The following is a 13,807-nucleotide window of genomic DNA, read 5'->3' on the forward strand; positions in this document are numbered from 1 at the left end:
GCTTTTTATTATAAGCAGTTTGATGATTTTGTAAAAATAATAAAATTTTATAATGAATAATATTTATATTTCTCTCAAAATTTTGTAAACCAAATGGGTAGGAAGCCCCATAATAGTATAAAAACTTCCTGTCATGCTTGTAATCTTAGCCATACCCAGCCATTCCTGAATACCATAGCTGCCCGCTTTATCGAAAGGTTTGTACCCCTGAACATAATAGTCTATTTCCTCATCGGTAATCTCATCAAGCGTTACATCGGCTACATCGGTCTCGGTAATAGATCGATCAGCTGTTTTTACCGTGATTCCGGTATAAACCTGATGTGTTTTTCCGGAAAGCTGACGAAGCATCTTCCGGGCGTCAGCTTCATCGGCCGGTTTGCCAAGAATCTGATCATCAATAGCCACAACCGTATCGGATGTGAGTAAAACTTCGTCATCGATAAGGCTTCTGAAGGTGTCTGCTTTTAACTGAGATAAATAAGCGGCCGCTTCCTCTATTTTGATATGGTCTGGCAGGATTTCTTCACAATCTGTTTTTACCACTTCAAATTCAAAACCAAGACTGGAAAGAAGTTCCTTTCTTCTTGGGGATTGTGATGCTAAAAGTAATTTCATGAATACGAATTATACAGATTGAGTATTATCATCATGCCAGTTCCCCTGAACTTTCATAACCTGCTCTATGACATCACGCACAGCACCGCTCCCCCCTTTTTTGGGAGAAATATAACTGGAAATTCCTTTTACTTCCGGAACTGCATTTTCAGGGCATGCTGCTATTGCAGAACTTTCCATGATATGGATATCCGGAAGATCATCTCCCATAGTCAGGATTTCTTCATTTTTAAGATTGTATTTCTTTTTAAAATCCTCAAAATCCTCAATTTTATTATGGGATTTTGGATAGTAATCCTGGATTCCAAGATAATTGATTCTATGTTTTACCATTTCATCGTTTCCTCCGGTGATCACTCCAATCAAATAATTGTTTTTTAAAGCCTTAACGACTGCATAACCGTCCAGTACATTCATTACCCTGCACATATTTCCTCCGGGAAGAAGAAAAACACTGCCATCCGTAAAAACACCGTCAACATCAAATACAAATGCTTTTATATCTTTTAATTTCTCTTTATAACTCATACATTTTTTGAATAGAATGATTCATTGTTTTATAAATTTCAAGACTCTCGTCTTTTAATAACTGTTCGTGCAACTGTAAAATTCTTACATCATTTCTTACTGCAGGACCAGTCTGTGCCATTTTAGGCTCTATCTCATAGATTTTTTGTACCGTTTCATCAATTAAAGGCAAGAAATAATCAAAAGGAATCTCCTGAGAATCTGAAATTTCTTTTGCTCTTGAAAAAAGATGATTCACAAAATTACAGGCAAAAACTGCTGTCAGGTGAATATATTTTCTTTTTTCATGGGTGCTTTCCATTACATTTTTGGAGACCACAGAAGCAAGATCAGAAAGAAGTTTTTGATCCTCCTTATTTTCAGTTTCTATAAAAAACGGGATCTTTTCATATTCCAGATCTTTCGATTTTGAAAAAGTCTGCAACGGATAAAAACTGGCCTTTCGGTATTCTCCTGAAAGAATTTCTTTGGGAAGTGACCCTGAAGTATGAGCCACCAGGCAGTTCTTCTTCTTGATCATCTTAGAAACTTCTTCTACAGAATGATCACTTACACAGATTATATACAGATCTGCATCTTTCAGCCGTTCTGTAGAATAAGGTAGATTCAGTTCTTCAGCTATTTTCTTTAGCTCATTTTCGTTCCTGCCAAAAATCTGGACCAAAGAAATCCCTTTCAGACTGAAAGCCTTTGCCATGTGATAGGCAACATTTCCGGAACCGATAATTACAATTTGCATATAACAAATATAAGATTTTAAGCCGAGTACTGAAAAGAAAGAGGGTAGGGGAAACTGGATGGTAAGGATAGGCATACTTATTGCCTGTAGTCTAACGCTTAGTACCAGAAAATTTCATATTATTTTGATTTTTAAGGTGAAAATTGAAGAAGTAATTTAACTTTCAGTTACTTTTGTAATCCAAAACAGTGAAAGCATCTTATGAAGATTAAGGACGCGGAAATTATTTCGTTGATGCAGAATCCACGGACCCAGGAAAAAGGTGTTCGTGCCTTGATGGATGCTTATCAAAGCAGATTGTATTGGCACATTCGAAGAATTATCGTGGATGGAGATCTTGCTCAGGATACTTTGCAGGAAACTTTTATTAAAGCTTATCAGAATTTTCATCAGTTCAAAAATGACAGCCAGTTGTATACCTGGCTTTACAGAATTGCTACCAACGAAGCATTACAGCAGGTCAACAAAATGAATAAAATGAAAAAGACTGATGAAGATGCAGAATATCATATGCAAAATCTTGTCGCCGACAATACCGAAGGAAGTGCCGAAGAAATACAAATACTGTTACAGAACGCTATACAAAGTTTGCCCGAAAAGCAAAAACTGGTATTTATGATGCGGTATTATGATGATTTGCCCTACGAAGAAATATCTAAAATTGTAGATATGTCTGTAGGGACTTTAAAAACAAATTATCATTATGCCAAGCAGAAAATAGAAGAATTTATTAAAGAAAATTACGAAAGATAATTTTTGAAAAAACAGAAATGAAAGAGTTCGACATAGAAAAATTAGAACGTAAAAATATTTACAAAGTCCCTGATCATTTGTTTGCAAACATTCAGGAGAATGTTATGAATGATATTAAGACAAGCAAAAAAGCTCCTGTCTTTAAATTAAACTGGATGTACGCCGCCGCCGCATCAGTAGCATTGATTTTTGGAATGACTTATGTTTTAAATTATGATAATGACTCTGCTGAAAAAGGGTTAACTTCAGATACTGCCTATGCGGCCAATAAAGGAGAACCCAAAACAGAAGGTGAACTTGCTTATGAAACATTGAAAGCTGATTTAACTTCTGCTGATAATAATAATCAAACAGTTGTAAATCAGGGAAGTAATGTTGACTATGCTTTTAAAAACGAAAAAGAAAAAACAGAAGCGTCACCAAAGTCAGTGAAAACCACACCCAAAAAAGACGAAGCCAAAATGAATGATTACCTGGATTCGTTTTCTAATTCTGAAATTGCAGAATTGGCTAGTAACTCGACGCAAGACGTTTATTTGGACTTATATAATTAATAAAGATGAAAAAGATAATATTGACGTTTTTTATTATTTATGGTTTCGGCTTGAATGCTCAAAGGACGGATTATGACTGGAAAAAGATGGATCCAAAACAACGGAAAGAAGTCATCAACAATCTTTCTCCTGAAGAAAGAAAAGAACTGCTTAAGAAGTTTAGGAACAACATGATCATGGATAATCTGAACATTGACCAGGATGATAAAGCAGAATTTACTCAGCTTTATAATGAGTATCTGGAAAGTCAGAAACAGATAAAGGGACAGTTCGATCCTGGCTTCAATCCTGAAACATTATCAGATGAAGAAGCCAAAGTTAAACTTCAGCAAAGCTTTGAAATAGGGCAGAAGCTATTGGATAACAGAAAAAAATATGCAGATAAAATGCAGCAGGTAATTCCCTGTCAAAAAGTCTTAAAGCTGTTTCAGTCTGAGGGCATGATGAGAGATAAAATGAATGAAAGAAAACCTCACGGAAATAATAATTCCGGACCTAAACAGACCCCATAATAGTTTATTTTTTTAATGTTGGACGGCTCTTACAAATCTTTTTTTGTGAGAGCCGTTTAATTTTGAATCAGTTAAATTCTCCAGTGCTAAAAGATCTGTTGGTTTTATAATGACAAATATCTTTTTGAATCGTAATGCCAAGGCGGTTTATTTATATCCTTAAGAGTCATTATTTGTCATTGAAACTGCAACGTAACGATTTTATACCTGTATAATGGGATTCTTTGGCCCGGAAATACAACATTCCTGATGAAATTTAAATAAATTGATACAATAAGATTATGAAATACAATAATCTCTGTCTTTTTTTTATCTTTGCAAATTACAAGATTCTTAAATGAAAAACATACGAAATTTTTGCATAATCGCTCATATCGACCATGGTAAAAGTACCTTGGCAGACCGTCTTTTGGAGTATACGAATACCGTTACCCAAAGAGAACTACAGTCTCAGACGCTGGATGATATGGATTTGGAGAAAGAACGTGGGATTACGATTAAGTCTCACGCGATCCAGATGGATTATGAGTATAAAGGAGAAAAATATATTCTAAACCTGATTGATACACCGGGACACGTAGACTTTTCTTATGAAGTTTCCCGTTCTATTGCTGCCTGTGAAGGAGCTCTTCTTATTGTGGATGCTGCCCAGAGTATTCAGGCACAAACGATCAGTAATTTATATTTAGCATTGGAAAATGACTTGGAGATTATTCCAATTCTTAATAAAATAGATCTTCCATCTGCAAACCCAGAAGAAGTTACCGACGAAATTATGGGACTTTTAGGGTGCAAATATGAAGATGTTCTTAGAGTTTCAGGGAAAACGGGAGAAGGAGTTCATGATTTGCTTGAGCAGATTGTGAATAGAATTCCTGCGCCGGTTGGCGACCCCAAAGCTCCACTACAGGCATTGATCTTTGACTCTGTTTACAACCCGTTCAGAGGAATTGAGGCTTATTTCAAAGTGGTGAACGGAAGTATTTCTAAAAACGAAAAGATTAAATTTTTTGCTACAGGAAAAGAATATGGTGCTGATGAAGTAGGAACTTTGAAACTAAAACAAGTTCCGAAAAAGACTATTGAATGTGGTGATGTAGGATATATTATTTCCGGGATTAAAGATGCAAGAGAAGTTAAAGTGGGTGATACCATTACCTCCTTTGTGAATCCTGCAGAAGCTGCCATCGATGGTTTTGAGGAAGTAAAGCCAATGGTTTTTGCCGGAATTTATCCTATTGAATCTGAAGATTTTGAGGAACTAAGATTCTCATTGGAAAAATTAAGATTAAATGATGCCTCTTTGGTTTTTGAACCTGAAAGTTCTGCAGCACTTGGTTTTGGTTTCCGTTGCGGATTCTTAGGAATGCTTCACATGGAAATTGTACAGGAACGTCTTGACAGAGAATTTGATATGAACGTTATTACTACGGTACCCAATGTTTCATACCATGGATATTCTAAAAGAGAACCTGAAACTGCAATTTTAATCAACAATCCATCTGAAATGATTGATCCCAATCTTTTGGATAGAGTTGAAGAGCCTTATATAAAAGCTTCCATTATTACTAAATCCGATTTCGTAGGGGCTGTTATGACGCTTTGTATTGAAAAAAGAGGAGAGATTGTTAACCAAAGTTATTTAACGGCAGACAGGGTAGAATTAACATTCAATATGCCTTTGGCTGAAGTTGTTTTCGACTTCTATGACCGTTTGAAATCTATTTCCAAAGGATATGCTTCATTTGATTATTCACCAATAGGTATGCGTTCTTCCAAACTGGTTAAAATGGATATTCTGATCAATGGAGATATGGTAGATGCTCTTTCTTCACTGATCCACGAGAGTAATGCCTATTATATTGGTAAAAAGATGTGTGAAAAACTTCGTGAACTGATTCCGAGACAGCAGTTTGATATTGCCGTTCAGGCAGCATTGGGAGCGAAAGTTATTGCCAGAGAAACAATCAAGGCATTAAGAAAAGACGTTACCGCTAAATGTTATGGAGGGGATATTTCCAGAAAGAGAAAACTTTTGGAAAAGCAGAAAGAAGGTAAGAAAAAAATGAAGCAGATCGGAAGGGTAGAAGTACCACAGTCTGCGTTCATGGCTGTATTAAAGCTTAATGATTAATTCATTCATTATAAAACAAAAACCGCTTCAATTAAGAAGCGGTTTTTTATTTATTTTTTACGTGTGAATTTTATTTCCATTGTTTTCATTTCCTTTCCTGTTTTAGGATTAGGTCCATACATTTCCAAGGTATGGTTATTATCATCCGTAAACGTATAGACTTCTCTTACTTCACATTCTTTTCCCGGTCGGCTTGGATCTGTCATTTTACCCTTAAAATCAATAGATTTTTTAGCTGCATTCCAATCTCCCTCGGCATGCATTAATCCCGTTCCCATATTGTCTATCCATGTGCTTACAAACTTTTTCTTGGCGTTATCATAGCCCATAATGCTCATGCCTTCAAAGGGCATTCCCATAAAGTTTCCTTTATAGTTGCTTACCTGATAGCGTCCTTCAAAGATCATTTTATTAGTACATTCAGAAGTGCTGGTTGCTGCTTTTCCACTGTCATCCATCCACATGCTTGTAGCACCAGTCCAGTTTCCATCAAATTTGGCCAGCATTTTATGCATGTCACCCGGAGTGGCAAATTCCATCCATGCTTTCGTTGCAGTGGCTGAATCTACAGGCTTCCATTCAGATTTTGCAGTGGCAGAATCAGTTTTTTCAGTAGTACCGGCTGCGGTTGTTTTTCCTTTCTCGCAGGCTGTCAGTAAAAAAGCCATGGAAAGAATGGTCAGTAAATTTTTCATAAATATTTAATTTTAAGTGGGTTATAATAATAACTTAAAGGTATGAACTTTTATTATACTTAAAATTTTTTTTAATTTTCCTGATAAATTGTGTATTCGTAATGCAAGTCAAAACTAAATAAAACCAGAAGCGAATTCTTTACAGCAATTAGTTTTTATTTTACTTCGTCATACCTTCTCTGTTTTTTGAGTATATTTTTATCATAATTCATCATAAATGATTCAGAAGAATTATGGAAAAGAGTGATTTTAAATTTTCCCCGGTCTTTTCCCGTGAGATAATTGACTGAAAAGATCATAATTTCATTAGGTTCAAACTCCCAGTAATTCACTCCCCAGCCATTTCCACAAATAAAGGCATTATCATTCCAAATCATCTGCCATTTTTGTTGATCATTGAATATAGCAAATGGAAGATTTTTAAGACCAGGAAGTATTAATCTCCGATTTGAAATATTTTTGATAAATACAGGAAAGGCTTTATATTTTTTAAGGGTTCCAGTTTCTGAATTGTATGTATATTTAGGAATAGTATCATTGGGTTTGATGACAATTTTGACATTATTTTCAGATAAAGAATCAAAACTAATTGATGTTTTAGAAAATTTCATTCGATCAAAATAGCCACGAAAATATTTAGTATAACTTTTAGGGTTGCTTTTAACTTCAGTACCAGGTGGAGGTGGAGGAGCGGGTATCATTGTGTTGTAATACTTTACTTCAACAGTGGAAGTATCTTTGCCAATGTATATTAATCCAGTTTCTTCTTCTCCTATTCCTTCGTTAAATTTTTGGAAGGTTAACTTCTCTTTTTTTTCATGACGCAAAATGATAGAGTCTGCAAAAGACGCTTCCTTTTGACAGGAGAATAATCCAAGGATAAGAAGAAAATAAAGTAGCTTTTTTATCATTTAGTAAAAATACTAAATATTTATTCCTAATTTTGTGTATTCATAACGCAAATTAATTTATGGGCTCACCAAAAAAATTACAGGATATCAAAGTGGCTGTAGATGCAGTCATTTTTGGATATTTCGATAAAAAAGACCTTCAAATCCTTTTAATCAAAAGAAATATAGAACCCTTTAAAGGTGGCTGGGCTCTTCCCGGAGGCCTTGTACTAGATGATGAAAATCTGGATGATGCAGTAAAAAGGGAACTTCATGAAGAGGCAGGCATAAAGCCCGATTTTTTGGAACAACTCTATACATTTGGTAACGTTGGCCGTGATCCGAGAAACAGAGTGGTTTCTGTGGCTTATTTAGGGCTTGTGAACCCTTCTTATCATGAACTGTTTGCGGACTCTGATGCAGATGATGCACAATGGTTCAGTGTCAATGCACTTCCAACTGTAGCCTTCGATCACAAAAATATTATTGATATTGCCCTAAAAAGGCTTCGTACCAAAATCCAGTATCAGCCAATTGGTTTTAATCTTCTCAATGAAGAATTTCCTTTCTCAGACCTTGAAAACCTTTACAAAACTATTGTGGGACAGGAAATTGACCGCAGAAATTTCAGAAAAAAAATCATGAGCTACGGTTTACTTAATGAAACCAATAACGTTAAAAAAGAAGGAAGCGGAAGACCGGGAAAATTATTTACCTTTAATCAGGAAAAGTATAAAGAACTTGAGGAACAAGGGTTTTATTTTGAAATCAAATAGATTTTTAACCACAAATGACACAAAATCTTACACGAATAATCACCAATTTTCAAGTAATGCATTATTGAAAATTATGGTTAAATATTTTATCTAAGAAAAATATTCGGAAGAGATATTCAATAGAAACGGGCTTTAGCCCGTTTTTTTATGATCAAAAATTCAATTGGCTTTAGCCAAAACCTAATAGACTCGTACCATTTTTGTCAAAATATTTGTGGTATTAGTCTTTCATTAATTAAAATTTTATATCTGATAATCAATTATTTATATTTATTAGTGTAAAAATGACACAAATAAATTTGGTAGACAAATCAGGATTCGCTTATATTTGTGTAATAATAACGCAATCATGAAATACACCAGACAAAATACTAAAGACAGATTTCAGAAAAAAGAAAGGATAAAGTTTTTATTTTTCTGGGGGCACACGGTTAAAGATGAAATCACCAAGTCATGCTTTAGCCAATGGTTTACAGGAAAGTTTGAAGAAAACGGGATTGTTTATAACACAGCAGAACATTATATGATGGCTGGTAAAGCAAGATTATTCAATGATCCCGAAACCTTGGAAAAAATATTGCGGGCATCCACTCCTAATCAGGTTAAAAGTCTGGGAAGAAAAGTAAAGAATTTTGATCCGAAGCTTTGGGATGAACATAAATATGAGATTGTAAAACAGGGAAATCTTTTAAAATTTTCACAGAACCAGAAATATAAAGATTTTCTTTTATCAACGAACAATAAGATCCTTGTAGAAGCCAGTCCTTATGATACCATTTGGGGAATCGGGATGCTGGAAACAGATTCAAGAGCAGAAAATCCTTTATTATGGAACGGAGAAAACCTTTTAGGATTTGCCTTGATGGAGGTACGGGATGAATTAAGAGGGTAAAAACACAAGAACCAGTCACAAAATAGTAATCATGGAAAAAACAGACCTACATCCGCAGATATTTTTAATTGAAGATTTTCTTACGGAAGCCGAGTGTGATCAATACATTGCCTTATCACAAGGAAAAGATTTTGAAGAAGCTAAGATCAATGTTGGTGGACGTCAACTGATGAGCAAAGGGATCAGAAATAATGACAGGTTGATGATTTTTGACAACAATCTGGCTGAAGATCTTTTTAAAAAAGCAGCTGAATTTCTTCCACAGGAACATGAAAACTGCAAACTCTTGAATTTTAATGAGATGTTCAGGGTTTATAAGTATTCTCCCGGCCAGCAATTTAAAATGCACCGTGACGGAAGTTATATCAGAAATGAAAATGAAAAGAGTTTCTATACCTTTTTAATTTATCTGAATGATGATTTTGAAGGCGGAGAAACAGAATTTGAAAACCTTTTCACAGTAGCTCCTAAGAAAGGCACCGCCTTAATCTTTTACCATCCTTTAAGACATGAAGGAAAAACCTTGATTAGCGGATTAAAATATGTTTTAAGAACTGATGTAATGTATTCCTGTTAAAAATGAATGCAGGATTGATGCATAACTATGCTCTTTTTAATTAGCGTAATAATAACACAAAAAATGATCAGATATGGAAGATGAATTAAAACCAAGATTTATCGAATCATTACAGAGAAATAATGATCAGATCAGAGAAGACCGTGCGCGAACGATCGGAGAAGATTCAGAATTGATCTATAGGCGCAAGGTAGAAGACATCGAGTTGAAAATAAAAAGACTCGAGCGGGAACAGGAAGGACTTATTGATATCAGTCCTTTGGACAAAAACAGTTTGACTTTTGCGGATTTTAATCCCGAAGCATTCGTTCAGAAAGACATGGAATTATCATTAACAATCAGAAATCTAAATATTCAGTTAGAAGTGAGTCAGAAGAGATTTGAATATTTATTCGGAAAAACATTTTAGTCATGGGAAGTACAAGATACGATATAGACGCTCGTTATGACAGAGCAAGCAAAGCAGGTTATAAAACAAAATCTGCAAGTGAAATCTTCACACAGAATGCCAAAAGACAGGCACATCCCTCAATGATTCCTAACGGAATTTCTTTCAGGGAATCCAGAGATTCTGAAGTGCACCCTAATTCAGTTCCAATTATCCTGGGATTGGATGTAACGGGAAGTATGGGACATATTCCTCATGAGCTCATCAGAGAAGGCTTACCTAAGCTGATGGGTGGAATTATCCAAAGCGGAGTTCCGGATCCGGCATTGCTTTTCCTTGGGATAGGAGATCATGAATGTGATAGTTATCCGCTTCAGGTAGGGCAGTTTGAGTCCGGAGATGAAGAACTGGATATGTGGCTTACCCGTACTTATATTGAATCCGGAGGTGGCGGAAATGCTGGTGAAAGCTATCTTTTAGCATGGTATTTTGCCGCATTCCATACCAGAACAGATGCCTTTGAAAAAAGAAATCAGAAAGGATTATTGTTTACTGTAGGTGACGAACCTTGTCTGAAAGTACTTCCGGCATCAGCGATCAGAGAAATTATGGGTTCAGGACAACAAACCTATACTCATAATGAACTGTTGGAAGAAGCTAAAAAACGATACGAAGTATACCACATCAGTGTTTTACATTCTGATCAGGCTGTAAGAGCAGACAGAGGCTGGAAAGAACTGTTAGGTCAGAATTGTATATCCATAGAAGACCACAGAGAAATTCCAGAGGTGATCAAAAGGATTATCTGTGAAAAATATAAAGATAAAACTTTTGGAACATCAAACCCTGAAGGATTAGACAACATACAGATGCTTTAGAACACCCATTTGCCGGAAAGGCAATAATTTTAAAAATGCTAGACATGAAAAAGGCGCAAATAGTTATAGGATTAGGTTTCGGAGATGAAGGAAAAGGAATCACTACAGATTTTCTTGCTCAACAAAATCACGAGTCTGTGGTGATCAGATTTTCAGGAGGCCAACAGGCTGCTCATACAGTAATGATGGAAGATAGAAAACATGTTCATTCCAGCTTTGCAAGTGGAGCCCTTCGTGGATTACCCTCTTATTTTACGGAACATTGCACGATTCATCCTCTATTTTTATTCAATGAAAGGGAAGAGTTAAAAGCCAAAAACGGAAATACAGAGCTTCATATTCATCCTTTAGCCAAGGTAACCACGCCTTTTGATGTCTGGCAAAACAGGAACAATTCAAAAAATCTGGAACACGGAACCTGTGGAAAAGGTGTAGGGGCAACGATGAAAAGAAATGAAAGTCCATACAAACTGTTTGCGATTGATCTTATTGCTCCAAGAGAAATGTTGATTGAAAAATTGAAGGGAATTGCTTATTACTACGGTTTTATGGATGAGGATCAAATGGATGAACAGATGAACCCTTTTTTAGAAGCTATTGAAGAAATCAATTGGAAAATAGATGACTATAGCTATCTGAATTCATTTGAAAATCTCATTTTTGAAGGCAGTCAGGGTGTTTTATTAGATATGGATCATGGTGTTTTTCCAAATGTGACGTATGCTCACACGACTTCAAAAAATGCGTATGAGATCTGTAAAGAGCTTGATATTAAAGATATTGAGGTGTATTATGTGACCAGAAGCTATGCAACACGTCACGGAAATGGCTGGATGAGCAATGAAAAAGAGATGATGTTGAAAAACAATGAAGAGGAAACCTGTACCTTTAATGAGTATCAGAAAGACCTAAGATTTGGTGATTTAGACTATAAATTATTGAATTATTCCTTAAAGTTGGATGGAGCTTATGTCAACTCAACAAAAAAGAATTTAGTAATAACTTGTCTGGATCAGATTGATGAGGAGTTTAAATTTGATAAACTGGAAATGAAGTTTGATACTGTTTTCGGATCTTATTCCCCTTATTCAAAAGATTTTAAAAAGCTGTTTTAATTTCTGCAGACAGAGGTTTTAATTTTATATTTAAAGTAGGAATTGCATGAGGAGGTAATTAAAGAATTTTGGAAAAAAAACAATGAAAACGATACACTATTTAAAAGGAGATGCTACGGTTCCACAGGCAAAAGGGATAAAAATAATAGCCCATATCTGTAATGATATCGGGGGCTGGGGAAAAGGCTTTGTACTGGCAGTTTCCAAAAGATGGGAAGCACCGGAAAAAGAATACAGGAACTGGCACCGTTTCAGAAGTGAAAATAATTTTACTTTAGGAGAGATTCAGACGGTACAGGTTGAAAAATACATGTATGTTGCCAATATGATCGGTCAAAAAGGAATAAAAACCGGAAGTAATGGAATTCCCGTACGATATGAAGCCATTGAAAAATGCCTGGATACATTATCCAAAGAAGCCTTAGAACTCAATGCAAGCATTCATATGCCGAGAATTGGGTGTGGGCTGGCTGGCGGAAAATGGGAAGAGATAGAACCCATTATTGAGAGAACATTACTGAATAAAAATGTTGAGGTGTATGTATATGATTTTGATTAATAAGTGATGAAAGAATTTGAAATAAGAGCAGATTATACCGGTGATACTATTGTTGTGTATCAGGCTTACAATAAAGCCATTGCAAAAGCTGCAGTAGAGAATCAGAAGTTTAGCGCTCCTTTTTCATTCAGCAGGATGACATGGATTAAGCCTTCTTTTCTTTGGATGATGGAACGAAGCAATTACGGACAGAAATCCAATCAGGAATGTACTCTTGCGATACATATTAAGCGGGAAGCTTTGGAAAAAGCCTTGAAACAGGCTGTTTTAACCTCTCCTGAAAAAAGAGTCTATCCCAATCCCAAAATTTGGGAAGAAGAATTTGAAAATGCGAAAGTCTATGTACAGTGGGATCCTGAAAGGAATATTAAAGGAAACAAATTGGAATATCGTTCCATTCAGGTGGGGATCAGTCGCTATCTGATAGAAGAATTTAATGAAGACTGGATTGTAAAAATAGAAGATTATTCACCTCTGGTAAAAAAGATTTTGAACTTTACCAAGCAAGGAGAATTTAATAAAGCAAAAAAGCTATTGCCCATAGAAAAAATATATCCGTTATCCCATGAAATTGCTCAGAGGATAGGATCAGAAAATTAAGCGTAACAAGATGAAAACAATAAAACTTTACAGACCGGTAGGAGAGAAGGAAATGGTATTGATTATGGAGAATGGATACAAAAAATTTCCACCCAGACTGGAATGGCAGCCCATCTTTTATCCAGTACTGGATGAAAACTATGCTTCAGAAATTGCTGAGAAATGGAATACCAGAGATGAGTTTGGAAACTATCTTGGTTTTGTAACCCGTTTTGATGTTTCAGAGGAAGCTGCCAATCAATATCCGGCACAGAATGTAGGTGCCAGAAATCATAATGAGCTGTGGGTTCCGTCAGAAGAGCTGGAAGTATTCAATCAAGCCATTGTGGGAAACATAGAAGTGATCAAAGTATTTGTAGGAAATGACTTTAAAGGATCTGCAAATAAAGAAATAGAAAGCCTGGTAAATGCTTTAAAAATAACCACCACGAATCCATAAGATTGTAAAAAACATTCGTGAATTCGTGGCTTAAAGAAGATCACAGAAGATCTTAAAAGAATTGAAATAAATACTGCCACGAATGCACGAATAAAATGTAAAGTATGATTATTATATATGCTAATAAAAATTAGCGCATTCGTGGCCAAACACAAAAATA

General features: G+C 35.5%; 18 protein-coding genes. 13 read left to right on the forward strand and 5 right to left on the reverse strand.

The features are described from left to right. Window positions 1–63: 63 nt before the first annotated feature. From B8967_RS17235 to B8967_RS17245, 3 genes are read right to left on the reverse strand one after another with little or no spacing between them, the layout of a single operon-like run. Window positions 64–618: a Maf family protein gene (locus B8967_RS17235; RefSeq protein ID WP_084086885.1), complete on the reverse strand. Its 555-nt coding sequence runs from the start codon at window positions 616–618 to the stop codon at window positions 64–66. Between the two features lie 9 nt (window positions 619–627). Then, window positions 628–1,146 (reverse strand): KdsC family phosphatase, encoded by a 519-nt coding sequence (locus B8967_RS17240; RefSeq protein ID WP_047489927.1) that lies wholly within the window; start codon window positions 1,144–1,146, stop codon window positions 628–630. Then, on the reverse strand, window positions 1,136–1,885 hold the full coding sequence (locus tag B8967_RS17245; protein ID WP_084086886.1) for a Rossmann-like and DUF2520 domain-containing protein: 750 nt from the start codon (window positions 1,883–1,885) through the stop codon (window positions 1,136–1,138). Before B8967_RS17245 ends, B8967_RS17240 begins: the two co-directional genes overlap by 11 nt. A 201-nt stretch (window positions 1,886–2,086) precedes the next feature. Between B8967_RS17245 and B8967_RS17250 the strand changes: the two genes are divergently transcribed. The 4 genes from B8967_RS17250 to lepA all read left to right on the forward strand — a co-directional run bounded on the left by B8967_RS17250 (window position 2,087) and on the right by lepA (window position 5,838). Beyond that, entirely contained in the window at window positions 2,087–2,638 is a 552-nt protein-coding gene (locus B8967_RS17250) for an RNA polymerase sigma factor (RefSeq protein WP_047489920.1), read from the forward strand. A 17-nt stretch (window positions 2,639–2,655) separates the two neighbouring features. Next, complete coding sequence (locus B8967_RS17255; RefSeq protein ID WP_084086887.1) at window positions 2,656–3,192, forward strand: hypothetical protein; 537 nt, start codon at window positions 2,656–2,658, stop codon at window positions 3,190–3,192. A gap of 5 nt (window positions 3,193–3,197) precedes the next feature. Beyond that, window positions 3,198–3,704: a hypothetical protein gene (locus tag B8967_RS17260; RefSeq protein WP_047489914.1), complete on the forward strand. Its 507-nt coding sequence runs from the start codon at window positions 3,198–3,200 to the stop codon at window positions 3,702–3,704. A 337-nt stretch (window positions 3,705–4,041) separates the two neighbouring features. Then, on the forward strand, window positions 4,042–5,838 hold the full coding sequence (gene lepA, locus B8967_RS17265) for a translation elongation factor 4 (RefSeq protein ID WP_047489911.1): 1,797 nt from the start codon (window positions 4,042–4,044) through the stop codon (window positions 5,836–5,838). A gap of 50 nt (window positions 5,839–5,888) precedes the next feature. On the opposite strand, the gene B8967_RS17270 is transcribed toward lepA, so the two are convergent. Together B8967_RS17270 and B8967_RS17275 are read right to left on the reverse strand one after the other, a co-directional pair. Beyond that, window positions 5,889–6,533, reverse strand: coding sequence for a DUF1579 domain-containing protein (locus B8967_RS17270; protein WP_047489907.1), 645 nt, complete (start codon window positions 6,531–6,533; stop codon window positions 5,889–5,891). Between the two features lie 155 nt (window positions 6,534–6,688). Further along, window positions 6,689–7,444: a hypothetical protein gene (locus B8967_RS17275; RefSeq protein ID WP_084086888.1), complete on the reverse strand. Its 756-nt coding sequence runs from the start codon at window positions 7,442–7,444 to the stop codon at window positions 6,689–6,691. Window positions 7,445–7,503: 59 nt separating this feature from the next. Here B8967_RS17275 and B8967_RS17280 point away from each other — a divergent pair, with 59 nt between their 5' ends. From B8967_RS17280 to B8967_RS17320, 9 genes are all read left to right on the forward strand, one after another. Beyond that, entirely contained in the window at window positions 7,504–8,199 is a 696-nt protein-coding gene (locus B8967_RS17280) for an NUDIX hydrolase (protein ID WP_084086889.1), read from the forward strand. A gap of 349 nt (window positions 8,200–8,548) precedes the next feature. Beyond that, window positions 8,549–9,091 (forward strand): NADAR family protein, encoded by a 543-nt coding sequence (locus tag B8967_RS17285; RefSeq protein ID WP_084086890.1) that lies wholly within the window; start codon window positions 8,549–8,551, stop codon window positions 9,089–9,091. A gap of 31 nt (window positions 9,092–9,122) precedes the next feature. Then, entirely contained in the window at window positions 9,123–9,668 is a 546-nt protein-coding gene (locus B8967_RS17290; RefSeq protein ID WP_084086891.1) for a prolyl hydroxylase family protein, read from the forward strand. A 73-nt stretch (window positions 9,669–9,741) separates the two neighbouring features. Beyond that, complete coding sequence (locus B8967_RS17295; protein ID WP_084086892.1) at window positions 9,742–10,077, forward strand: hypothetical protein; 336 nt, start codon at window positions 9,742–9,744, stop codon at window positions 10,075–10,077. Between the two features lie 2 nt (window positions 10,078–10,079). Continuing rightward, window positions 10,080–10,934, forward strand: coding sequence for a hypothetical protein (locus B8967_RS17300; protein ID WP_047489896.1), 855 nt, complete (start codon window positions 10,080–10,082; stop codon window positions 10,932–10,934). A 44-nt stretch (window positions 10,935–10,978) separates the two neighbouring features. Next, window positions 10,979–12,049 carry an adenylosuccinate synthetase gene (locus B8967_RS17305; RefSeq protein WP_084086893.1) on the forward strand — a complete coding sequence of 357 codons (1,071 nt, stop codon included), beginning with the start codon at window positions 10,979–10,981 and terminating at the stop codon, window positions 12,047–12,049. An 82-nt stretch (window positions 12,050–12,131) separates the two neighbouring features. Then, window positions 12,132–12,608, forward strand: coding sequence for a macro domain-containing protein (locus tag B8967_RS17310; protein WP_084086894.1), 477 nt, complete (start codon window positions 12,132–12,134; stop codon window positions 12,606–12,608). 6 nt (window positions 12,609–12,614) lie between these two features. After that, window positions 12,615–13,208, forward strand: coding sequence for a DUF4291 domain-containing protein (locus tag B8967_RS17315; RefSeq protein ID WP_084086895.1), 594 nt, complete (start codon window positions 12,615–12,617; stop codon window positions 13,206–13,208). A gap of 10 nt (window positions 13,209–13,218) precedes the next feature. Further along, window positions 13,219–13,647 (forward strand): ADP-ribosylation/crystallin J1, encoded by a 429-nt coding sequence (locus B8967_RS17320; RefSeq protein WP_084086896.1) that lies wholly within the window; start codon window positions 13,219–13,221, stop codon window positions 13,645–13,647. Window positions 13,648–13,807: the final 160 nt, after the last annotated feature.

The organism is Chryseobacterium sp. YR221 (genome assembly GCF_900176315.1).
Taxonomy (GTDB): Bacteria; Bacteroidota; Bacteroidia; order Flavobacteriales; family Weeksellaceae; genus Chryseobacterium; species Chryseobacterium rhizosphaerae.